We start from the raw sequence: 22,346 nt of genomic DNA on the forward strand, positions 1-22,346 counted from the left end.
TTAAGCCGTGAGCGAACACGTAACGACAAGCGAGGCTTCAGCAGAGCCCACTCGCCGTGATTTCCTTTATCTCACCACTGGTATGGCGGGCGCTGTCGGCGCTGTTGCTGTCGCATGGCCGTTCATCGACCAGATGCGTCCGGATGCATCGACGCTGGCGCTGGCCTCCATCGAAGTCGATGTCGCGAGCCTCGAGCCCGGCATGTCACTGACGGTCAAGTGGCGCGGCAAGCCGATCTTTATCCGCAACCGCACACCGGAGGAAGTGAAGGCGGCAGCCGATGTTCCGCTGGCGGATCTCAAGGATCCGATCGCGCGCAATGCGAACCTTCCGCCTGAAGCGCAGGCAACCGGTGTTGACCGTTCGGGCGGCAAGGACAAGGAAAACTGGATCGTCATGATCGGCACCTGCACCCATCTCGGTTGCGTTCCGCTCGGTCAGGCCGGTGAGTACAATGGTTGGTTCTGTCCCTGCCATGGCTCAGTCTACGACACGGCCGGCCGCATTCGCAAAGGCCCTGCGCCGCAGAACCTGGCGATTCCGACCTTTTCATTTGTGTCCGATACCAAAATCAAGATCGGTTGAGGGGAGACTGATTTATGAGTGGCCATTCCAGCTACGAACCATCAACCGGCTTCGAAAAATGGGTCGATGCGCGCCTGCCGCTGCCGCGCATGGTCTATGACAGCTTCGTGGCATATCCGGTTCCCAGAAACCTGAACTATGCCTATACCTTCGGCGCGATGCTTTCCGTCATGCTGATCGTGCAGATCCTGACGGGTGTCGTGCTCGCCATGCACTATGCCGCCGACACGACGATCGCTTTCAACTCCGTTGAAAAGATCATGCGCGACGTCAACCACGGCTGGCTGCTGCGCTACCTGCATGCCAACGGCGCCTCCTTCTTCTTCGTCGCCGTCTACCTGCACATTGCCCGGGGCCTCTATTATGGCTCCTACAAGGCGCCGCGCGAAATCCTCTGGATCCTCGGCGTGGTCATCTACCTGCTGATGATGGCGACGGGCTTCATGGGCTACGTCCTGCCCTGGGGGCAGATGTCTTTCTGGGGCGCGACCGTCATCACCGGTTTCTTCTCGGCCTTCCCTCTGGTCGGCGAATGGGTGCAGCAGTTCCTGCTTGGCGGCTTTGCCGTCGATCAGCCGACGCTGAACCGCTTCTTCTCGCTGCATTACCTGCTGCCTTTCATGATCGCCGGCGTCGTCGTCCTGCATATCTGGGCGCTGCACGTCACAGGCCAGACCAACCCGACCGGCGTCGAGGTCAAGACGAAGACCGACACGGTGCGTTTCACGCCTTATGCGACGATGAAGGACGCCCTCGGCGTCTCCGTCTTCCTGCTCGTTTATGCCTATTTCGTCTTCTACCTGCCGAACTTCCTCGGTCACGCCGATAACTATATCCCGGCCGATCCGTTGAAGACGCCTGCCCACATCGTTCCCGAATGGTACTTCCTGCCGTTCTACGCGATGCTGCGTTCGATCACCTTCAACATCGGACCGATCGACTCCAAACTTGGTGGCGTCCTCGTGATGTTCGGCGCGATCATCGTGCTCTTCTTCCTGCCGTGGCTTGACACCTCAAAGGTCCGCTCGGCGGTCTATCGTCCCTGGTACAAGCTGTTCTTCTGGCTGTTCGTGCTCAACGCGATCATCCTCGGCTGGCTCGGTTCGCAGCCGGCGGAAGGCAGCTACGTCATCGTGTCGCAGATCTGCACGCTTCTCTACTTCGCCTTCTTCCTGGTCGCGATGCCAGTTCTGGGTCTGGTGGAAACGCCGCGCCGCATCCCGAACTCGATCACTGAAGCGGTGCTTGAAAAGCGCAACAAGACCACTGGCGCCACCGCGGCGGCCAATGCGTAAGCGAGCGACGGAAGGGAATAGAACTATGAAAACGCTTGTTGCAAGCATTCTGCCGCTTGCCGTCGCCGCTCTTCTTGGCAGCGCCGCTTTCGCCGAGGAAGCGACGCCCGCGAATGGTGCAGCTCCCGCGCATCACGAGGAAGGCGCAACGCCGCACTATCCGCTAAAGGAGCCAAAGGAGCAGGAATGGAGCTTTGCCGGCCCCTTTGGCCACTACGACAAGGCTCAGCTCCAGCGCGGCCTCAAGGTCTACACGGAAGTCTGTTCTGCCTGCCATTCGATGAGCCTCGTGCCTTTCCGCACGCTCGACGAACTCGGTTATTCCGAGGCACAGGTGAAGGCATTCTCGGCTAATTACGAAGTTCAGGACGGGCCGGACTCGGCCGGCGAAATGTTCACCCGCAAGGCAGTCCCTTCGGATCATTTCCCATCGCCCTTCGCTAATGCTGAAGCCGCGGCCGCGTCCAACAACGGTGCGGCTCCGCCTGATTTTTCGCTGATCGCCAAGGCCCGTGAAGTCGAGCGCGGCTTCCCGCAATTCGTCTTCGACATCTTTACGCAGTATCAGGAAAGCGGCCCGGACTACATCTACTCGCTGCTGACCGGCTATGAAGAGCCGCCAGCCGGCTTCCAGGTGGCGCAGGGCGCGCATTATAACCCGTATTTCCATGCTGCCGCCGTTCTCGCCATGCCGAAACCGCTTTCCGACGGCCAGGTAACTTATGACGACGGCGCGCCGGCAACCGTCGACCAATACGCCAAGGACGTTTCCGCCTTCCTGATGTGGGCCGCCGAACCGCATCTCGAGGAGCGCAAGCGCACCGGCTTCATGGTGATGGTGTTCCTGGCGATCTTTACCGTGCTGATCTACCTGACGAAGCGCTCGGTTTACGCCAACAAGGAACGTTAAGCGTTCCGTGCCTGAATTCGAAAAGGCGGCTTGCGAGCCGCCTTTTTTGTTGGTTCCACCCTCGGCAATTGATAGGGTGCGGCCGGTTTTATGCGCTCGCAAATACGGACGTTCCATGGGCAATACAATTTCGGAGCTCGCAGCCAGCATTCGCTCCATCCCCGACTATCCCAATCCCGGCATCATCTTCCGCGACATCACCACGCTGCTCGGCAACCCCCGTGCTTTCCGCCGGGCGGTCGATGAACTGGTGCAACCCTATGCCGGCACGAAGGTCGACAAGATCGCCGGCATGGAGGCGCGCGGCTTCATCCTCGGCGGTGCGGTGGCGCACCAGCTTTCCTCGGGCTTCGTACCGATCCGCAAGAAGGGCAAGTTGCCGCACGACACCGTGCGCATTGCCTACAGCCTGGAATATGGCGTCGACGAAATGGAGATGCATCGCGATGCGGTCCAGCCCGGCGAGAAGGTGATCCTGGTCGATGATCTCATCGCCACCGGCGGCACGGCCGTGGGTGCGACGCAGCTTCTGCGCCAGATCGGCGCGGAGGTGGTCGGTGCCTGCTTCGTCATCGACCTGCCCGACCTTGGCGGCCGCAGGAAGCTGGAAGAGCTCGGCGTCGTCGTACACACGCTGGTCGAATTCTCCGGGCATTGAGCCTGCATTGCGACGGCGTCAGTCGAATTCCAGGACGCCGCTTTCGAAGCGCATGACGGGATCGCCGTTCTGATTGACGCCCTCGCAGAGGATGGTGTTGAGGTGCCAGCCCGGCCGCGATGCGAGTGGTCGGCTGGACAGGAAGGCGACGGAATAGGTCACGACGTCGCCAGCAAAGACCGGCCGCAGCCATTGCAGTTTCTGGAAGCCGGGCGAGGGGCCGAGCTTGGGCGCCGTCAGCCCCTTTTCGGCGAGAATGACGCTTTGCTTTTGCCAGAAGGCGAGGAAGGTCCGCATCCAGGCGGCCGTGGTATGCCAGCCCGAGGCACAAAGCCCGCCGAAGAGCGTGTCTTTCGCGGCTTCCTTGTCGACGTGAAAACGCTGCGGATCGTGACGGGTTGCGAAGCGGATGATGTTTTCCTCGGTGAAGGTGTAGCTGCCGATCTCGGCTTTCTGACCAACGGCGTAAAGCTCGGACATTCTCATGATGACGGCTCCGAGCTCACGTTGGCATCCTCCGGAGTGAGGCGCATGCGAATCATCACGGAATTCTCCGAGAGGCAGACGAGTTCGCCGCGCTGGTTTTCCACCGCGTGGCGGAATTTGACGATGCCCATGCCGGGGCGCGAGCGCATCGGCCGGGCTTCGAGAACGGTCGAATGGCCCTGCAGCGTATCGCCTGCAAGCACCGGCTTTCGCCATTCCATCAGATCGATGCCCGGCGCACCCTCGCAAAGCGCGTTCAGCACGTAGCTGTCTGCCATCATGCGCATGAGCATTGCCGAGGTATGCCAGCCGGAGGCGGCAAGCCCGCCGAGGATGCTGGCGCGGCCGGCGCCTTCGTCGAGATGCATCGGCTGCGGGTCGAATTCGCTGGCGAACTCGATGATTTCTTCGGTGAGCACCAGTTTCGGGCCGAGGGCGAAACGGCGGCCGGGTTCAAAATCCTCGAAAGACAGCTTTTCTGCCGGCATTCTCTCCTCCGCCATATCAAGCGCCTAGAACAGGATGTTTTTAGGCCGGTCGCCCTAAAATCTGAATCCTGTTCTACATTAAAGAGTTAGCGCATGATGTCGTCCGAAAACCGCTTACACTTTTCGGCATCATGCTCTAGTGCTTACAATAGCATCCGCGCGGGCTCAATGATTCCCGGGAGATAATCCGGTATGACGGAACTGAGGTCGATACTTGACGAGGCGGCGCGCCAGGGGCTGATTTCGTCGGAAGCGGGCGGGCGGCTTCTGCCGTTTCTGACCGAGCGTGGCGTGTCTGTCGTTGAGACGCAGAAGGCAGTCGCAGCCGAGGAGCAGGCCTGGTCGGACACCGAGACGCCGCGCTTCGTGCGCGGCTTTCACGACGTGCTGATCACCATCGGTGTTATCGTCGCGCTCGTCGGCCTCTGGGGCCTGGCGCCGCTTTACGCCGTGCCGGTCGCTATCATCGTGCTTTCGGAAATCCTGGTGCGCCGCCAGCGGCTCGCCTTGCCGGCTGTCAGCCTGACGATCGCGCTGTTCTGCTGGACATTTTTGCTGATGTCCCGCGTCTTCACGCCATGGACCTCCGAAATTGGGGCGGATCTGACGGAGTTCGTCGCCGGCTTTCCGATCCTGCTCTGCGTCTATTATGCCCTCTATCGCGTGCCGTTGTCGCTGGCGCTCACTATCATGTCGACGCTTGCCTTGGTGCTCACGCTGCTTTTGCGCCTGGTGCAATGGCTAAGCGGCAATCCCGCGTTTTTCGTCGATCATCTTGGCGTGCTGGCCGCGGTCGCTTTCCTCTGCGCGCTCGGCCTGTTCGCGACGGCGCTATATTTTGACCTCGGCGACCGACTGCGGCGGACGACGCGTTCGGATATCGCCTTCTGGCTGCACCTCGGCGCGGCGCCGGCGCTGCTCTACAGTGCCGTCTCCCTGCTGTCGTTCGGGGAAGCCGGCCGTATTTTCGACCTGGCGAACATGTCGGCCCGGACGCCTGTGGTCGTCGCGACTGTGGCGGCGCTGATGCTGATCGGCCTCGTCATCGATCGTCGCGCCTTCGTCACGTCGGGGCTGCTGTCTCTCGGCGTTGCGATCTTCAGCGTCGTTCGGAAGGGAAATGCGACTGTCGATACCTACATCTTCACGACGCTGATCGTCGTCGGCGCGATCGTGCTCATTATCGGAACGGGCTGGATGCCGCTTCGCCGGCTGGTGCTCAGGGCACTGCCTCCGGCAATCGCAAACAGGCTGCCGCCTGGTTAGAGCTTTTCCGGGTTAGATTGAATCATTCTGTTGGCTCAAACGGAGTCGGATGGTCGACCGGCTGGCGCGCGTCGTAGCCAAGCTCTACGGCCAAGCCGGCCGGTCGATCAGCCGGCCCGTTTCAGCCAACCCGAAGGGCCGGGCATGTTTCCGCCAGGATCAAAGGCGATCGGCTCGGACGTACCTGGGGGTATGCCCGTCGCCAATCGCCTTTGCCCTGACGAAAACCTGCTCCGGCAGAATGCTTCAATCTAACCCGGAAAAGCTCTAGGGCGGCAGCGATTTGATCAGGTGTTGAAACGGAAGTGGATGACGTCGCCGTCCTGGACGACATATTCCTTGCCTTCGTCGCGCGCCTTGCCGGCATCCTTGGCGCCCACTTCGCCATTGTACTTGATGTAATCGTCGTAGGCGATGGTGTTGGCGCGGATGAAGCCGCGTTCGAAATCCGAGTGGATGACGCCGGCGGCCTGCGGCGCCTTGGTGCCGCGTTCGATCGTCCAGGCGCGCGTTTCTTTCGGACCGACGGTGAAATAGGTGATGAGGTGCAGCAGCTTGTAGCCGGCGCGGATCAGCCGGTCGAGGCCGGCCTCGTCAAGGCCGAGGGCAGAGAGGAATTCCTTGGCTTCCTCTTCGGCAAGCTGGGCGACCTCAGCTTCGATCGCCGCCGAGATGATGACGGTTTCGGCACCCTGCTCCTTCGCCATGGCGGCGACGGCGGCGGTGAATTCGTTGCCGGTCGAGGCATCGCCTTCTGCGACGTTGCAGACATAGAGCACCGGATGCGAGGTGAGGAGGTTGAGGCCCTTGAGGATAGCGATCTCCTCGGCATCGAGCGTCGACAGCAGCGTGCGCACCGGCTTGCCTTCGTTGAGCAGCTTCAGCGAGGCTTCCATGATCGGCAGCATCGCCATCGACTCCTTGTCCTTGCCGGTGGCGCGCTTGCGCGTCTGCTCGGTTCGGCGCTCCAGGCTCTCGAGATCGGCGAGCATCAGCTCGGTCTCGATCGTCTCGGCATCGGCGACAGGATTGATACGGCCCTCGACATGGGTGATGTCGCTGTCTTCGAAGCAACGCAACACGTGCACGATGGCGTCGACTTCGCGGATATTGGCGAGGAACTGGTTGCCGAGACCTTCGCCCTTCGAGGCGCCGCGGACGAGGCCGGCGATATCGACGAAGGAGATGCGGGTCGGGATCAGTTCCTTGGACTTGGCGACGTCGGCGAGTTTGCGCATGCGCGGATCGGGCACGGCGACTTCGCCGGTGTTCGGCTCGATAGTGCAGAACGGGTAGTTCGCAGCCTGTGCGGCCGCCGTCTTGGTGAGCGCGTTGAATAGGGTCGATTTGCCGACGTTCGGCAGACCGACGATGCCGCATTTGAAGCCCATGGCTTGATCCATATCTATTGGTAACTTTGCCCTGCCTATGCGGGAATGACCGGCTCGGGTCAAGGGTTTGCGGCACGAATCGAAAAAGCAAGGCCGGCCGACTTGAAGGTAAGGCGGTTTAGCCTTACCTTCAGCGAAAAGGATATAGCTGGCATGACAACCTTGACAGTGACGGCAAAAGGACAGGTCACCTTGAGAAAAGAAGTGCTTCGGCACCTCGGGGTCAGACCCGGCGACAAGATCGACGTCGATCTCCTACCTGGCGGCAGGCTTGAGGTCGTTGCGGTCAAAACGAAGCCGGCCAGCGGTTCCATCGAGAGTTTCTTCGGAAGTATCGAGAACAAGGGCACTATCCATGCGACGCTCGAGGAAATCGATGAGGCCATAAAGGCGGGCTGGGCCGGTGAGGTCGGCATCGGCGATGATCGTTGATACGAATGTGCTCGTGCGGGCGGCCGTCGACGACGATCCGAAGCAAACGGAACGTGCAAGGATATTGATGCGCGAGGCTGAGCGGCTGTTCGTCTCCAACCTGACGTTCTGCGAGTTCGTTTGGGTCGTCGGCCGGATTTATCGCAAAAGCGCCTCCGAGATCGCCGCGACCATCCGGCTGCTGATAGCCGACAGGAAGGTCGTCTACGACAGAGCAGCTGTCGAGGCTGGATTGTCCTTCCTCGATGTCGGCGGTGATTTCGCCGATGGCGTCATCGTCTTCGAAGGCCGCAGGCTTGGCGGGAAGGTATTCGCGACCTTCGACAAGAAGGCTGCCGCCATCGTCGAAACCGCCGGGCGAGCCTGCCTCCTGCTCTCGTCGGAGTGATATCCGTCATTGAACTGCCGTGCTGACGGTGCAATATAGTCCGGCGGATGTTTCTTCCGCCTTTTCATGTCATCAACGGGTGGATTTTCCGATGAGTGACAATGACGTTGCCCTGAAACCGAAGACCAAGGTGAAGCCGAAGCTGGACAGGCCGAAGCTCTACAAGGTCATTCTCGTCAACGACGATTACACGCCGCGCGAATTCGTCATCGTGATCCTGAAAGTCGTCTTCCGCATGAGCGAGGAGACCGGCTATCGGGTGATGATGACGGCGCATAAGCTTGGCTCCTGCGTGGTCGTGGTCTGCGCCAAGGACATTGCCGAGACCAAGGCCAAGGAGGGTATCGACCTTGCCAAGGAGATGGGTTTCCCGCTGATGTTCACCACAGAGCCCGAGGAATAGCCTTTCAGCTCACGGCCGGCGGATCTGATAGCCGGTCTTGTCCTGCAGAAAGCCGCAATTTTCGTAGAAGCGCAGCGTCGCCGGGTTCTTCGAGCCGGTGAGCAACATCACCTTATAGCAGCCGGCTTTCCAGGCCTCATTCACCGCATGGCCGATGACGGCGCCGGCATAGCCGCGCCGGCGGTGCTCGGCGCGGGTGACGACGTTTTCGATCAGCGCATAAGAGGCGCCGCCGCGCGTCAAGTTCGGCACGACGACCAGTGTGACGGTGGCGGTGGCGTGAGGGCCGGCAAAGCCGATGAATACGATCATGCCGGGCTGGGCGAGAATGGCGGAAAAGCGCTCCTCGGCCATGGTCCCGTCGAGAATGGGATCGGTCGGATTCAGATGCCGGTAGAGGATGGTCAGCCCCACGAGATCGCCGGGAGCGGCACTGCGGATGGTAAAATCCTGGTCCGGCACCGGCCTCATTCCCCCTTGTTGCCGAACATCTTCTTCAGCATGTCGGCCATCGGGCCGGTGGCCGGCAGCTTTGGCTGGTTGTTGTTGCGGGCCTGGCGGATATGCGACTGGCCGGCCGGCTTCTTCTCGCTGTCCTTGCTTTCCTTCCGCGGCTTTTCCTCGTCGGGCTTGCCGCCGAGCGCCAGCGCGATCTTGTTCATCAGCTGTGAATCCTCGTTTCGCACCAGCATATCGGCATTGTCGGCCAGCGTATCGAGAAGTGGCTCCAGCCAGGCTTTGTCTGCCTTGGCGAAGTCGCCGAGCACATGGTTTTGCACCATTTCCTTGACGCCGGGATGGCCGATGCCGAGGCGCAGCCGCCGGTATTCCTTGCCGCAATGGGCGTCCAACGATTTGATGCCGTTGTGGCCGCCATGGCCGCCGCCGGTCTTCAGCCGCGCCTTACCCTGGGGAAGGTCGAGCTCGTCGTAGATCGCGACAAGGTCCGCCGGCTGGAGCTTATAAAAACGCATCGCCTCGCCGACGGCCTCGCCGGAGAGGTTCATATAGGTCTGCGGCTTGATCAGCAGCACCTTTTCGCCGCCAAGCTCGCCCTCGGCGATCTCGGCCTTGAATTTCTTCGACCAGGGCGAGAAGCTGTGGCGGCGATGAATGGCGTCGACGGCCATGAAGCCGATATTATGGCGATTGCCGGCGTATTTGCCGCCGGGATTGCCAAGACCCGCGATGATCAGCATGGCCTGTCTTTCCTTGCTTAAGCTTGCCCATGTTCACCATCCGGAAACGGGCGCAAAGTCAAGCGGAAAGGGCAACAGCCCGCCGGGCAGCATCAGTCGGACAGGTCCATGCCGTATTTCAGGAAAATCTGCTTCTGATTGCCGTCGGCGATCAGCTTGTCGAGCGCTGCCTGCATCTTGACGAGCAGGTCGTTCGGAAAACTCTTTTCGCAGGCGATGCCCATTGGTTGAGCGGAGAGCACCGTCACCATCTCCACCGGCTGATCGTCCTTCAGCTTATCGTAATAGAGTTCGGAGATCGGCATCATGTCGATGCGACCGCTGAGCAGCTTGCGCAGCGTGGCGTTGAAGTCACTGGCGACGTCCAGCTTGGTGAAACCCTTCTCCTTCAGGATCGTCTCGGTGTAGTCCTCGCGCTGGGTGCCGATCGTATATTTCTTTGCCTCTTCGAGATTGCTGGCGGTGATGCCCGAACCCTTGCGGGTGATCAGGATGTTTCGGTCGATGAGCAGCGGCTCGACCCATTTGAACAATGGGTCACGCCCGCTGTTGTGGGCGGTGGCGAAAACACATGTCATCGGTGCGGTGCGGGCAAGGCTGAAAGCACGGGCCCAAGGCATGACTTCGATCGTATAGTCGACGCCGATGGCAGCCATGACCTTTTCGACCTGCTCGACCGTCGCGCCCTTGATCTCTTTGCCTTCGCGATAGTTGAACGGGGCGTAATCCTCGGTCGTGAAAGCAACCGTCTGTGCGTGGGCCGCGCATGGCAGCGCCAGACATGCGAGAAGCAGGAGCTTTTTCATCGTGTCGTCTCCTTCGTTCTTCGTTTACGAGGCGCGCGCGACGGCCGACTGCGGAGCCATCAGTTCCTCGATGAGTGCGGCTGCGTGCTGCGGACGATGGAAGAGATAGCCCTGGCCATAGTCCAGACCCATCTGGTGAAGCGTGCGGCATTCCTCTTCCGTCTCGATGCCCTCGGCGATGACGGTGCAGTTCATCTTGTGGGACAGGGTGGTGATGCCTTCGATCAGCATGCGGCTCTTCTGGCGCACCTCGTCGTCGCCGTCGTTGCTCGCGCGGGTGAAGGACTGGTCGATCTTGATGATGTCGACAGGGAAACGGTTGAGGTAGCTGAGCGACGAGTAGCCCGTGCCGAAATCGTCGAGCGCGATGCGGCAGCCGAAGCGACGAAGCTCGGTGACGATCATGCGAATCTGCGGGTTGTCGTGCATCAGCACGGCTTCCGTGATCTCGACCACGATACGCTCGGGGCGGATGCCGTGGCGACCGACGATCGCGGCTAGACGGGCCGGCAGTGCCGGCTCGAACTGGAGTGGCGAGAAGTTGATGGCGAGGTAGGTATCCTGCATCCCCGATATGCGAGAGATTTTCGCGAGGTTGGAAATCGCCTTTTCCATGATGACGTTGCCGACGCGGACGATCTTGCCCGTCTCCTCGGCGACGCTGATAATTTCGGCCGGCGGCATCAGACCTTTCTGCGGATGGTTGAGGCGCATCAGCGCCTCGAACCCGGCAATGCCGCGGCCGTTCAGATTGACGATCGGCTGCAGGAAGGCTTCGAACCAATTGTCGACGAGGCCGGCTTCGATATTGGCCTCGATTTCGGCGCGGCTGCGGGCGCGGTCGAGCATGGCTTTGTCGAAGAGCTGTGCGCCGTTCTTGCCGTCCCGTTTCTTGGCGTACATCGCCATGTCGGATTTCTGCAGCAGCTCGGCCGCGGTCGCGGCGTGATGTGGGTAGATGGCGATGCCGATCGACGCGCTCAGATGCATGTCCGGGGCAAATGGCGTTTCGAAGATCGAGGCGATCTGCTCGCACATCGCTTTTGCGCGTATTTCGGCGTCCTTCGCCGGCAGCAGGATGGCGAACTCGTCGCCGCCCAGACGGGCCGCCTCGTCGGAGGGGGCAAGATGGGTCTTCAGGCGCTCCACGAGTTCGATCAGCGCCGTGTCGCCGGCAGCGTGCCCCATATTGTCGTTGATCCACTTGAAACGGTCGAGATCGACGAAGAGACAGGCGAGTTCCTGGCCGGCGGCGTCTGCGGCTGCGATCTTGTTATCGAGCACCGCCTCGAAGCCTTGGCGGTTGAGAAGGCCGGTCAGATGGTCGGTGATTGCCTGGCGATGGTTGCGGTCCTCCGAAGCCTTGAGCTCGGTCACATCCGTCATGACGGACAGCGAGAGGCGATCGTCAGCGCCGGCGGCCGCTTCCGATTCCATGATGAGGATATCCATGGTGCGGCCGTCCAGGCAGACGAACTTGACGGTGACCGTCATGCCGTTTTCGCCCTGGCGCCGCTTGACGAACTTATCGCGGCTGCTTGACGTCACCAGATCTGCGAAATTGCGGCCGATGATGTCGGCGCGGCTATATCCGGTGGCAAGCAGCCAATACTCGCTGACGGCGGTGATGCGGTCTTCCTCATCGAGCGAGAAGAGCATGGCGGGCGTCAGATTGTAGATATCGGTGGCGCGGCGATGGGCGAACTTCAGCTCCTTCTCCTCGCTTTCGAGCTTGGTTTGCATCTCGTTGAAGCTGCGGGCAAGCCGTCCCATCTCGTCGTTCGACTGCCAGTCGACGTGATGGCGCGAGCCGAGCTGCCGGGTGGCCTCGATTGCCGCCGTCAGACGCATCAGCGGCTGGATGACGAAGAATCGATTGCCGATCAGCGCTGTGCCGAAAACGGTCAGAACCGCGAAGATGAAGATCGAAATGAAGACGACCTCTTCCTGCTTCAGACCGGAAAACAGTCCGAGGGCGGGATAATAGACGCTGATGCTGCCGAGGTTCTTCGGACCGTCGACGGTGTTGTAGATGATGGCACGCGACACCTGCACGAGCTTGCCGTCAAAGGAACGCGGAATGGTGGATTGGCTGACATCGAGCTGGCCCGACTGATCACGCACCTCGACCTTGACGATGGCGCCTTGGGAAACGACCGTCGCGCTGATCTGGGTGACGCTTTCCTCATCGAGGTCCCAGAGCGGTTTTGCCAGCGCCTGAGCGTTGGCGACAAGAAGAACAGAGATATGGTCACGTATTTCTTTATCGGCGCGTTCCGAGGAAAGAAAAAGGAAGAGAACAAAAAGCGGAGCGACAAAAACAAGCAGCGCTCCGCAAACAATCCCAAAAAACCTGTTCTCAACGGAATTGTTCATGGTTCCGTCTACTCCCCCAGGCCGGCATATTTGCTGTCGCGCGTTCGGGCCGGCTTCTTCGCAGCTGACGGCCCATGCTTTCACGAATATGTTAAATGTTGCTGAAACGGAAGCTTGGCGGGCAATGAAAAGCCCGCCTTCCCCGTGACCCGGCTCTCGAAAAGTTAGACTTTCGGGAGCCAGTTCACCGGTAAGGCGGGCCATATACTCTCAATTGGTCGAAGCGATCAGGCTTCGGCTTCGCCTTCAGCTTCCGCGCCGCTCTCGTCGACGCCGCCAGCCGGAGCGACGATGGTCGCGATCGTGAAGTCGCGGTCGATGACCGGGCTCACGCCCTTCGGCAGGGTGACTTCCGAAATATGGATGCTGTCGCCGATCTTCTTGCCGCTGAGGTCGATGTTGAAGAATTCCGGGATCGCATCGGCAGGGCAGTGAACTTCAACTTCGTGGCGGACGATGTTCAGAACGCCGCCGACCTTGAGGCCCGGAGACTTCGCTTCATTGATGAAGTGAACCGGGATTTCGACGGTCACCTGGGTGTTGCCGGAGACGCGCAGGAAATCGACATGCAGCGTGAAGTCGCGAACCGGATCGAGCTGGTAGTCCTTCGGCAGAACCTTGTACTTCTTGCCGTCGACTTCGATGGTCGCTACGGTGGTCATGAAGCCACCGGCGTGAATACGCTTCGTCACCTCATTGGTGTTGATAGCGATGGCAATGGGGGCCTGCTTGTCACCATAGATGACAGCGGGAATCAAACCGTTGCGGCGAAGTTCACGGGCGGACCCCTTACCAACCCGTTCGCGCGCCTCGGCCTTGAGCTCGTAAGTTTCCTGGCTCATGGCTTTTCCTTTCGAGGTTATTTGGAGAGTTCGGCGGCAGGCAAAAGCCTTGTTCCATCGAACCGGAGGCGGGTTTTCCCATCCTCATCCGCGTTGCCTCCAAGGGTGTCTACGCGGACCGGTGGCCTATAGTATAAGTCGCTCGGAAACGCAAGTTGCCGATTGCGCCGGTTTTTCGGCGATGGAGGGGCTTCCGCCAGGGCGCTCCATCATCGAGAACAGCGAGCTCGCCCAGATTGAATCCGCACCCATCCCAGTGCGAGAACCTTGTTGAAATCACTCGTGAAATGCACTGGTCAAAGGCAAAATTGCCAGTGCTTATCGCTACTTGGCTTGACATCGGCGCGCTTCGCATCTTTGGATGACCGCAATCAAAAAGCGGCTGAGGAGAAAACCAGACTATGCGTCTCAAACTTGTCACGGCAACGAGTATGCTTGCCCTTTGCCTTTTCACCGGGGCCGAGGGCGCGGAGATCAACCAGGAGGGCGCCAATGCGGTCAAGGAGACCCTGACGAAGCTGCTTCCGCAGGATTTGGCAAAAAGCGGCCTCATCACCGTCAATCCGGCCGGCACGCGCTATGAGGTCATCTACGATCTGGCGAAGCTGCTTACCAAGACCGATCCGGCGACGTTTACGATCACAGGACTGACACCGTTTTCGATGTTCGCCACCCCGCTCGACAGTGGGCTCTGGAACGTCGAAGGCGACAACAAGCTCGATGTCTCAGGCCATTTCAAGGGTCCAGACCAGAAGCCGACGGATTTCACCTATTCCATCGCGTCGCTTGTTTATTCCGGCGTCTTCGACCCGGCGATCAGCTATCTGCGCTCAGGCACCTTCGCGGCCAAAGACATCAAGATATCAAGCAAGACCGAAACCGAGGAGGTCCATGCCAGCATCGCCAGCATGGACCAGACGCTGAGTTCGACCGACAGCGCAGGCGGCAATGGACGGATCGATTTCGCCGGCAGCGGTTCGATGTCTGATTTCGTCGAGCAGGTTTCCGGCCTGCAAATGCCACCCATCGAACTTCGTGCCGGCTCGATCGATGTCGGGGCCAAGGTGAACGGCCTGCCGGCCAAGCAGATTCGCGAGATGGTCTTCTTCGTGCTCGACCATCTCGATGAGAAGGAATTGAGTCCGGAAAACAGCGACAAGATAAAGGGAATAGTGAAGGAAGCCTTCCCGCTTCTGACTTTGTTCAGCGAGACGATCGGGGTCAATGACCTGACCGTCAGCAGCGAGATGGGCAAGGGCGGCGCCAAGGCATTCGGCTACAACCTCGCCATCGAGGGGCCGAGTGACGCCATGCGTTTCGGCTTCGGCATGAATGCGCAGGAGATCAGCCTCGACACGCCGCTGATGCCGGCAAACTATTCGGCCTTCGTGCCGACCAGCTTCGATTTCCAGCTCGCGCTTCCGAATCTGGATTTCGCAAGATTCGGCGACGCCCTCATGGCGGTGGATTTCAAGGATTCGGCGTCCGAGAAGACCGGCGAGGAGATGGCGAAGAAGCTCTTCCGCGATGGCCGGCTTGCCGTCGAGTTTCCGAAGATCAGTGCCAAATCGCAGGTCTATGACGTCGATATAATCGGCAAGATCGAAGGTCGCGTCGATACCGAGAAGGATTATTCGATGGAGGCGACGATCCTTGCCCGCGATCTCGACAAGACGATCGCGGCGGTTCAGGAGCTTGCCAAGACGGATCCCGATCTCAACCAGGTCTCCTTCGGCATCATGATGGTGAAAGGTTTTGCCAAGACCGATCCGGATGGCCGTTCGCGCTGGGACGTCAGCGTCAGCCGCGATGGTTCCGTGGCGGTCAATGGCCAACAGATCAAGGGACCGGATGGTCCGGATCAGGATCAGGGGCTGGAGCCGGACCAGCAGCAGGAACCGGACCAAGATCAGGACGCACTACCTGCGCAACCTCAGCAGCCTTGAACGTTCTCGGTTGGAATCAGAATGAAAGAGGCCGGCCTTGTGCCGGCCTTCAGGCTGCTGGCAAACCACTGCAAAAGCCGTGACGTCATCCTCGGCCTTGTGTGCCGAGGACCTGCTCCTGCCGATTAAATATCTGAAAATAAACGCTTTGCTGCCAAGGGTTCAGATGCTCGGCACAAGGCCGAGCATGACGGAAGAGGCTTTTTAATCGAAGAGGCTGGAGACGGACTCTTCCTGGCTCGTGCGGCTGATGGCTTCGCCGATCAGCGGGGCCGTCGTCACGACGCGGATATTGTGCGCTGAAAGCACCGCCGTTGTCGGCTGGATCGAATCCGTGATGACGAGTTCACGCAGCTTCGAGGAGGTGACGCGGGTGACCGCGCCGCCCGAGAGAACGCCGTGCGTGATATAGGCGGTGACGCTGGATGCGCCCTGGGCAAGCATCGCGTCGGCCGCATTGCAGAGAGTGCCGCCGGAATCGACAATGTCGTCGATCAGCAGGCAGTCCTTGCCGGTGACGTCGCCGATGATGTTCATGACTTCGGATTCACCCGGCCGATCGCGACGCTTGTCGACGATAGCCAGAAGACAGTCCAGCCGCTTGGCGAGCGCGCGGGCGCGCACCACGCCGCCGACGTCGGGCGAGACAACCATGACGTTGCTGAGGTCATAATGGCTCTTGATGTCGCGCGTCAGCACGGGCAAGGCGAAGAGGTTGTCTGTGGGTATATCGAAGAAGCCCTGGATCTGACCGGCATGGAGATCGAGCGTCATGACGCGGTCGGCCCCGGCTTCGGTGATGAGGTTGGCAACCAGCTTGGCCGAGATCGGCGTGCGGCCGGATGCGCGGCGGTCCTGACGGGCATAGCCGAAATAGGGAAGAACGGCGGTGATGCGGCGTGCCGACGAACGACGCATCGCGTCGATCATGATCAGCAGCTCCATCAGGTGGTCGTTGGCGGGAAAGGCGGTGGGCTGCACGAGGAAGACGTCCTCGCCGCGCACGTTTTCCTGGATTTCCACGAAGATTTCCTGGTCGGCAAACCTTCGGACACTGGCTCTTCCCAAAGGAACATTGAGATAGTTGCAGATCGCTTCGGCGAGTTGCCGGTTCGAATTGCCTGCGAAAACCTTCATTTTGGTCCGCCTGTTATGCGCTGATAGCCGCGCTTTTTAGTCAGCTTCCTCGTGAATGCAAGGGCAAAGGCGCCACAGACTTTCATATTTGCAAAAAGTTTGTGACTAACCGCCCCGAGTTTGCCGCCAGGAGGTGAATTCCGCGATGGTTTTCGAGGCGATCTGCTGCATCACCGAAGCCGGGACACCCGCCCAGGGGTCGGCGGCGGCCGTCGGTACGCTTTCCTGCCCCTGGATGCGATGCAGGCGGGCGCCGCCGCCGTCGAGAACGTCCCAGACATAGACCACGGTGACCTTGCCGTCGTCACTGAAGGCAGAGAGATAACCTTTGAGGATGTAATCACTGCTCGTATCGTTCGAGCTCTTGATGGACAGGCCGTGGGCGCGCGCCTCGGCGCCGAGCTGGCGCGAGAGCGGAGTCACGGCTTGCACCGGCGCCCCGATGATCGGCAGGAAGCGCACGGTATTGCCACGCGCGGATGATGTCCCGAGGGTGAGGGCGGCGGTCTGCTGCGGTTGCTGCGTGTCAAGCCGCTGATCGGGCTGTGTTGGAGTCCCGGCGCCGGCGGCAGCGGGCGGCAGCGCCTGTCCCTCGATCGGAGCGGAGGCGGCGGGCGAGGAGCCGTTTCTGGACAGAGCGTCTGCCTGCTCCTGCATCGTCGTCGGCGGCGCGCCGCTGCCGGGTCGATAGGTTCTTTGCGATTGATCATAGGCCGGATGATAGCCGCTCGGCTGCGTGCTCCCGGCAAAAACCGGCTGGCGGGCGCCAGCCAGACGTTCTGCCTCGCCTTGCGTCACCGGGCTTGACGGCGGACCTCCGGAGGGCTCGCCGATGCCGACTTGCGGCGTCAGCGCGTCGGTGGTGTTGCAAGCGGTCAGCAGAGCCATGACGAACAGGAGCGTGGGCACAGTCGCAGCTCGCGTCATCCCGTGATCCGTCCTTCCCACAATCGCATCAGCCCGCCCGGATTTATGCGGGCGGGCATGGTCCTCTGTCAATTCCGGATTCTCACCGGTCAGTCCCGGTCTTCAAAGGCCGATGAAATCGAGCGAATGACGGGAAAGTGTGCGCGGCGCATCCGCCGTCGTCAGGTAGGTCTGTCCGAGCGTCATTGCCGTGCCGGTATCGGAATCGGCAATGATCATATGCACGAAGAGCGACATGTTCGGCTCGATCGGCTGCGGATTGCCGACATGGAACATCTGGTGCTCCATCCAGGAGGGCGAGAAGCGGGCGCCGAGCGAATAACCGCAGGCATTCAGCCGGTGGCGGGCGAGGCCACGCTCGTCCATGATCCTGGCATGCATGTCGAAAACGTCACCGAATGTGTGGCCGGGCTTCAGCACGGTCTCGATCGCCTCGATGGTTTCGCGGCAGGCATTGTAGAGCTCGCGATGGCGTTGCATCGGCTCGCCGATGACGATCGTGCGCATCATCGCGGCATGGTAATGCGCGTAGGTGCCGGCCCATTCGAGCGTCAGCTGGTCGTTGGCGTCGAGCTTGCGGCGGCCGGCCTTGTAGCGGCAGAGCAGGGCGTCGGCAGCAGAACCGATGATGAACTCGTTGGCGGGATAATCGCCACCGCCGGAAAAGATCGCACCCTGCATGGCGGCGAGGATATCGGCCTCGTCGGCGCCCGGTTTCGTCAGCCGGATTGCGGCGTCGAGCGCGTCGTCGGCGAGAGCGGCAGCGCGCTCGACATAGGCGACCTCCGTCGGGCTCTTGACGAGACGAAGACGGCTGACGAGATAGGAGGCGTCGACGATCTGGCCGAAAGTGGTCAACTGCGCGTCGAGCAGGCGGGCGATGCGGCCGGTCATGCCGTGCGTATCATATTCGACGCCGATGCGTGCGCCGAGCAGATCCATCTCGACCAGCAGGTTCTTCAGGTCGAGCGTCGGATCGGCATTGACCCTGTCGACCCAGATGTGGACGTCGTCGAGGATCGACGTGTGTTTGGCCTGGCGAAGATCAGCCGAGCGGGTGATCAGCGCCATGGTGCCGTCGCTCTTGACGATCAGCGTCTGGAAAAAGCAGTAGCCGAAGGTGTCATAGCCGGTCAGCCAATACATGCTTTCCTGGGCGAAGAGCAGCAGAGCGTCGAGCTTTTCTTCCTTCATCTTTTCGGTGAGGCGCGCAAGCCGGCTTGCGTACTCGGCCTTTTCGAAGTGCAGTGCCATTCTGCTCAAGTCTCCCTGATTGATATCGCTGAAATCTGGCGGCCGTAGTCCGGCTCGTTGCGATGTGTCGTCCTGCGATAGGAAAAGAAGCGCTCGCTATCCGGATAGGTGCAGAGCCCGAGGTTTTCGGCCTGCACACCCGCCCGCGTCAGCCTGTCGATCGTCAGCGCCGGCAGGTCGAACATGGCGCGGCCCGGCGTTGCGGACGGCTTGAAAAAGCGTTCGTAGTCCGGATTTTCGGCGACGAACCGATCGACGAATTCCGGCCCGACCTCGTAACTCGCCTGACTGATCGAGGGGCCGAGGCAGGCCAATATGCTGGTGCGGTCGGCCCTCAGGGCTTCCATGGCCGCAATGGTGTTTTCGAGAACACCGGTCAGCGCGCCTTTCCAGCCGGCATGGGCGGCGCCGATGACGCGATTTTCCGGGTCGGCAAAGAGGACCGGACCGCAATCGGCGGCCAGCACGCCAAGCGCGATGCCGGGAACTGCGGTCACCATCGCGTCCGCGTCGGGCCGGGCGCCGTCGTAATCGGCGCCAATCGTCACGACGTCGGGCGAATGCACCTGATGAACGGTTGCCAGCCGCTCGAGCGGCAGGTCGAACCAGGCGGCGACGCGGCGGCGGTTTTCCATGACGTTTCCGCGCTCGTCGTTGGAGCCGAGGCCGACATTGAGACCGCGATAGATTCCTTCGGAAACACCGCCCGCTCGGGTGAAATAACCGTGGCGGATGGTGCCGCCCGTCGCTTCATTCAGCAGCGCGCTTTGGATCGGTGCGGGAGAGGCCGCGTCCTGCATCTGTAATTCCGGGTTTTTCGAGGGGTTTGTTTTGTCCCGAGCGCATCGCATCCGCGGCGCGCTTCAAGTTCCTGTTTCGCGCGGATGTTGGCTCAGCCGCGTGCGCCCTGTCAATCCACCGGACGAAAGGGCATGAGATCGATGGCAGGATGGGAAACCGCCATGACCTTGAAGAGTTCGCCCATCCGGCCCTCACCGGCGCCGGCAAGCCTGTCGACCGCCGACTGGATCACCTGCTGGGTCTGCGGTTCGCGGTCACGTCCGAGGACGGCGGCGCGTTCGAGAATGCCGAGGCCGGTCAGAAAGTCACCCTGGTGCAGGGCGCCGTTCAGATGCAGGCCGGCCGTCAGCGCCGTCTCGGCGAGCTGCTGGAAATCGACATGGCTCGTCAGGTCGGCTTCGCCGGGATGGGCGAGCGGCGGGTCGAATTCATGCATGCGCACCGCCTGCAGCGTATCGCCGAAGCCGGTGACGAGATGGCCGTAGTCGATGACCAGCGCCGTGCCGCCGAAGGCGCGCAGCCGCTCGCAGATCGCCATTATCACGGCCTGGCGGGCGGGCGAGATCTCGAAAAGCGTGCCGAGCGGCAGGTTCTGTACCGGTTCCGGCAGTAGGGCGGGATCGAGGCCCGCGACACCTGCGGCAAAGGTCAGTTCGCCATCGGCGTCAAGCCCGACCATGCGCTCGCGGAAACCCGTTTGCGTGCGGACGAACTGCCGGATCGGGATCGCGTCGAACAATTCGTTGGCGGCAATCAGCGTGAAGCCGGACGGGACCTCATCGAAGCCATCGTGCCACGCGATCCGCTCGCCATAGGCTTCGAGTGTCTGGCTCTGAACGTCGCGCAGGCGCTCGCTGGTTTCGACGAGATGCACGCTCATCGTGTCGAAGAGCGGCGGGGCGATGCGGGCGATGACACGCAGCATATCCGCCATCATCGTACCGCGGCCAGGGCCGATCTCGACCAGGCGCACATCTGCCGGCGTGCCGTGGCGCTGCCAGGCATGGACGACGAAGACGCCGATCATCTCGCCGAAGATCTGGCTGACTTCGGGCGCGGTGACAAAATCGCCCGAACGGCCGAAGGGTTCGCGGGTGCGGTAATAGCCGTGCTCGGGATCGGCGAGGCAGAGCGAGAAATAGTCGGTGACGCTGATCGGGCCGTTGGCCTGGATGATCGCCTTGATCTTTTCGCCTAGAGCGGTGGTCATGTCGCGCGTCCCGCCGTTGTCAGAGCTGCGGCGCAGTCTGGCGGCGAGCCCGCAGGATCGCCCAGAGACCGAGCAGGATCATCGGGGAGGAGAGGACCATGCCCATGGTCAGCCAGTTCGTGCCGAGGAGGTAGCCGAGCTGGGCGTCCGGCTCTCGGAAGAACTCGACGAAGATGCGCGACAGTGCATAACCGCAGACGAAGACGCCCGTGATGAAGCCAGGGCTTTTCAGCGCATGCATGCCGTAGACGAGGGCGGCAAGCACCAGGAGCAGGACGATGCCTTCGAGGCCGGCCTCGTAGAGCTGGCTCGGATGGCGGGCGAAGGGACCGCCGGTCGGGAAAACTACGGCCCAGGGGACGTCGGTCAGCCGGCCCCAGAGCTCGCCGTTGATGAAATTGGCGATGCGGCCGAAGAGCAGGCCGAAGGGAACGACGGCGGCGACGATATCGAATAGGCTCCAGATCGGAATGGCATTGCGGCGGGCAAAGATGATCATGGCGATTGTCGTGCCGGTCAGGCCGCCGTGGAAGGACATGCCGCCGTTCCAGATTTCGACTGCGCGAATGGGATCGCGCAGGACGGCGGAGAGGTCATAGAAGAAGATATAGCCGAGACGGCCGCCGAGCACGACGCCGAGGGCGGCCCAGACGATGAAATCGTCGAGCTGCGTCTTCGTCATCGGCGATGTATTGCCCGGCCAGAGACTGTCGTTGGCGGCGAGGCGGCGCGCATAGGCCCAGCCGAGCAGGATGCCGGCGACGTATGCCAGGCCGTACCAGTGAATCGCCAACGGACCGATCGAAAAAGCGATCGGATCGATGTCCGGGAAAGGCATGATGGCAAGGAGATTGGCTGCTGTCGGCAAGGTTTTCCCATCCGTTGAGGTCGGCGGAACATGCCGCCGCGATCCCGGACGGTCAAGTGCATTGTTCGTGATCGCGCCTCCGCTGCCCGCTTCAGGATAAGGCTATCCCGCGCAAAGCGCTTGCATCGCGGGTGGCGAAGCCCTACCTCAATCTTCGAGGCCCCAAAAGGGCTGAATTCACCTTATGCGAAGGGAGAAAAACGCCATGACGACCGGAACGAACCGCATCATGGACGAGTTCGCCAAGCTGATGACCGACGCGGCAGGTGCCGCCCAGGGTGTCCGCAAGGAGATCGAGACGGCTTTCAACGCCCAGGCCGAGCGATGGTTGAACAGTATGGACGTCGTCAAGCGCGAGGAATTCGAGGCCGTGCGCGAGATGGCGATCAAGGCGCGTGATGAAAACGAGGCGCTTGCCGCCCGTATCGCGGCGTTGGAGGCCAAGCTTGCCGGCGAGGCCCACTAAATCCCGTAGGGCGCAGATGCGGCGTTGCCTTCATGCCACACGCCGCATCTGTCATAAAAAATTCCAGGTGAGTTTTCCACCTGTGGACACTGCCAAAAAAGCCAATACGCAGAGTCGTTTAATCTCCCTTCTGAATTGAGTTTCGAAGTGCTTTCCACAGCAGGTCTGCCCTATTTTCCCTTCTGGGGGCTGGCAGGTGGCAAGGGTCATT

General features: G+C 61.1%; 24 protein-coding genes. 10 read left to right on the top strand and 14 right to left on the bottom strand.

Annotated features, from left to right (window positions below; genetic code table 11):
* The first annotated feature begins 7 nt into the window (after nt 1-7).
* The 4 genes from petA (at nt 8) to QWJ46_RS02380 (ending at nt 3,449) form a co-directional block, all read left to right on the top strand.
* Nucleotides 8-586, top strand: coding sequence for a ubiquinol-cytochrome c reductase iron-sulfur subunit (petA, locus tag QWJ46_RS02365; protein WP_011426278.1), 579 nt, complete (start codon nt 8-10; stop codon nt 584-586).
* A 14-nt stretch (nt 587-600) separates the two neighbouring features.
* Complete coding sequence (locus QWJ46_RS02370) at nt 601-1,881, top strand: cytochrome b N-terminal domain-containing protein (protein ID WP_064804088.1); 1,281 nt, start codon at nt 601-603, stop codon at nt 1,879-1,881.
* A 25-nt stretch (nt 1,882-1,906) separates the two neighbouring features.
* Nucleotides 1,907-2,791, top strand: a complete 885-nt coding sequence (locus QWJ46_RS02375; protein ID WP_302748839.1) for a cytochrome c1 — start codon at nt 1,907-1,909, stop codon at nt 2,789-2,791.
* Nucleotides 2,792-2,906: 115 nt separating this feature from the next.
* Complete coding sequence (locus QWJ46_RS02380) at nt 2,907-3,449, top strand: adenine phosphoribosyltransferase (protein WP_020921912.1); 543 nt, start codon at nt 2,907-2,909, stop codon at nt 3,447-3,449.
* 18 nt (nt 3,450-3,467) lie between these two features.
* Here QWJ46_RS02380 and QWJ46_RS02385 read toward each other — a convergent pair whose 3' ends face one another.
* Entirely contained in the window at nt 3,468-3,935 is a 468-nt protein-coding gene (locus QWJ46_RS02385) for a MaoC family dehydratase (RefSeq protein ID WP_184454145.1), read from the bottom strand.
* On the bottom strand, nt 3,932-4,423 hold the full coding sequence (locus QWJ46_RS02390; protein WP_184454147.1) for a MaoC family dehydratase: 492 nt from the start codon (nt 4,421-4,423) through the stop codon (nt 3,932-3,934). The genes QWJ46_RS02385 and QWJ46_RS02390 overlap by 4 nt, the downstream gene beginning before the upstream one ends.
* Nucleotides 4,424-4,615: 192 nt before the next feature.
* Here QWJ46_RS02390 and QWJ46_RS02395 point away from each other — a divergent pair, with 192 nt between their 5' ends.
* Entirely contained in the window at nt 4,616-5,689 is a 1,074-nt protein-coding gene (locus QWJ46_RS02395) for a hypothetical protein (protein WP_302748840.1), read from the top strand.
* Between the two features lie 287 nt (nt 5,690-5,976).
* Here QWJ46_RS02395 and ychF read toward each other — a convergent pair whose 3' ends face one another.
* Nucleotides 5,977-7,080, bottom strand: a complete 1,104-nt coding sequence (ychF, locus tag QWJ46_RS02400) for a redox-regulated ATPase YchF (RefSeq protein WP_184454151.1) — start codon at nt 7,078-7,080, stop codon at nt 5,977-5,979.
* Between the two features lie 153 nt (nt 7,081-7,233).
* On the opposite strand from ychF, the gene QWJ46_RS02405 reads away from it, so the two are divergent.
* From QWJ46_RS02405 to clpS, 3 genes are all read left to right on the top strand, one after another.
* Nucleotides 7,234-7,512, top strand: coding sequence for an AbrB/MazE/SpoVT family DNA-binding domain-containing protein (locus tag QWJ46_RS02405; protein ID WP_302748841.1), 279 nt, complete (start codon nt 7,234-7,236; stop codon nt 7,510-7,512).
* The gene (locus QWJ46_RS02410; RefSeq protein WP_302748842.1) at nt 7,502-7,900 is read left to right on the top strand and encodes a type II toxin-antitoxin system VapC family toxin; all 399 of its coding nucleotides are present in this window, start codon (nt 7,502-7,504) and stop codon (nt 7,898-7,900) included. The genes QWJ46_RS02405 and QWJ46_RS02410 overlap by 11 nt, the downstream gene beginning before the upstream one ends.
* A 91-nt stretch (nt 7,901-7,991) precedes the next feature.
* Nucleotides 7,992-8,303 carry an ATP-dependent Clp protease adapter ClpS gene (clpS, locus tag QWJ46_RS02415; RefSeq protein ID WP_210630466.1) on the top strand — a complete coding sequence of 104 codons (312 nt, stop codon included), beginning with the start codon at nt 7,992-7,994 and terminating at the stop codon, nt 8,301-8,303.
* Between the two features lie 9 nt (nt 8,304-8,312).
* Here the strand turns inward: clpS and QWJ46_RS02420 are convergent, their stop codons facing one another.
* The 5 genes from QWJ46_RS02420 to QWJ46_RS02440 all read right to left on the bottom strand — a co-directional run bounded on the left by QWJ46_RS02420 (nt 8,313) and on the right by QWJ46_RS02440 (nt 13,526).
* Entirely contained in the window at nt 8,313-8,774 is a 462-nt protein-coding gene (locus QWJ46_RS02420; protein ID WP_302748843.1) for a GNAT family N-acetyltransferase, read from the bottom strand.
* Nucleotides 8,771-9,502: an aminoacyl-tRNA hydrolase gene (pth, locus tag QWJ46_RS02425; RefSeq protein WP_302748844.1), complete on the bottom strand. Its 732-nt coding sequence runs from the start codon at nt 9,500-9,502 to the stop codon at nt 8,771-8,773. The genes QWJ46_RS02420 and pth overlap by 4 nt, the downstream gene beginning before the upstream one ends.
* 92 nt (nt 9,503-9,594) lie before the next feature.
* Nucleotides 9,595-10,308, bottom strand: a complete 714-nt coding sequence (locus QWJ46_RS02430; RefSeq protein WP_302748845.1) for an ABC transporter substrate-binding protein — start codon at nt 10,306-10,308, stop codon at nt 9,595-9,597.
* Between the two features lie 24 nt (nt 10,309-10,332).
* Nucleotides 10,333-12,684: an EAL domain-containing protein gene (locus QWJ46_RS02435; RefSeq protein WP_302748846.1), complete on the bottom strand. Its 2,352-nt coding sequence runs from the start codon at nt 12,682-12,684 to the stop codon at nt 10,333-10,335.
* 227 nt (nt 12,685-12,911) lie between these two features.
* Nucleotides 12,912-13,526 (bottom strand): 50S ribosomal protein L25/general stress protein Ctc, encoded by a 615-nt coding sequence (locus QWJ46_RS02440; RefSeq protein ID WP_085860135.1) that lies wholly within the window; start codon nt 13,524-13,526, stop codon nt 12,912-12,914.
* A gap of 401 nt (nt 13,527-13,927) precedes the next feature.
* On the opposite strand from QWJ46_RS02440, the gene QWJ46_RS02445 reads away from it, so the two are divergent.
* Nucleotides 13,928-15,472 (top strand): hypothetical protein, encoded by a 1,545-nt coding sequence (locus QWJ46_RS02445; RefSeq protein ID WP_302748847.1) that lies wholly within the window; start codon nt 13,928-13,930, stop codon nt 15,470-15,472.
* A gap of 204 nt (nt 15,473-15,676) precedes the next feature.
* Here QWJ46_RS02445 and QWJ46_RS02450 read toward each other — a convergent pair whose 3' ends face one another.
* The 6 genes from QWJ46_RS02450 to lgt form a co-directional block, all read right to left on the bottom strand.
* Nucleotides 15,677-16,609, bottom strand: a complete 933-nt coding sequence (locus QWJ46_RS02450) for a ribose-phosphate pyrophosphokinase (RefSeq protein WP_184454169.1) — start codon at nt 16,607-16,609, stop codon at nt 15,677-15,679.
* Nucleotides 16,610-16,714: 105 nt separating this feature from the next.
* Nucleotides 16,715-17,536, bottom strand: coding sequence for a hypothetical protein (locus QWJ46_RS02455; protein WP_302748848.1), 822 nt, complete (start codon nt 17,534-17,536; stop codon nt 16,715-16,717).
* A gap of 102 nt (nt 17,537-17,638) precedes the next feature.
* On the bottom strand, nt 17,639-18,790 hold the full coding sequence (locus QWJ46_RS02460; protein ID WP_184454173.1) for a Xaa-Pro peptidase family protein: 1,152 nt from the start codon (nt 18,788-18,790) through the stop codon (nt 17,639-17,641).
* Between the two features lie 5 nt (nt 18,791-18,795).
* The gene (gene pgeF, locus QWJ46_RS02465; RefSeq protein ID WP_184454175.1) at nt 18,796-19,590 is read right to left on the bottom strand and encodes a peptidoglycan editing factor PgeF; all 795 of its coding nucleotides are present in this window, start codon (nt 19,588-19,590) and stop codon (nt 18,796-18,798) included.
* A gap of 110 nt (nt 19,591-19,700) precedes the next feature.
* A complete protein-coding gene (locus QWJ46_RS02470) occupies nt 19,701-20,801 on the bottom strand; it encodes a class I SAM-dependent methyltransferase (RefSeq protein ID WP_302748849.1) in 1,101 nt (366 codons plus the stop codon).
* A gap of 19 nt (nt 20,802-20,820) precedes the next feature.
* The gene (gene lgt / locus QWJ46_RS02475; protein ID WP_184454179.1) at nt 20,821-21,669 is read right to left on the bottom strand and encodes a prolipoprotein diacylglyceryl transferase; all 849 of its coding nucleotides are present in this window, start codon (nt 21,667-21,669) and stop codon (nt 20,821-20,823) included.
* 205 nt (nt 21,670-21,874) lie between these two features.
* Between lgt and QWJ46_RS02480 the strand changes: the two genes are divergently transcribed.
* A complete protein-coding gene (locus QWJ46_RS02480; protein WP_011426257.1) occupies nt 21,875-22,135 on the top strand; it encodes an accessory factor UbiK family protein in 261 nt (86 codons plus the stop codon).
* Nucleotides 22,136-22,346 lie beyond the last annotated feature (211 nt).

It is taken from the genome of Rhizobium sp. CBN3, assembly GCF_030518245.1.
Taxonomy (GTDB): domain Bacteria; phylum Pseudomonadota; class Alphaproteobacteria; order Rhizobiales; family Rhizobiaceae; genus Rhizobium; species Rhizobium aethiopicum_A.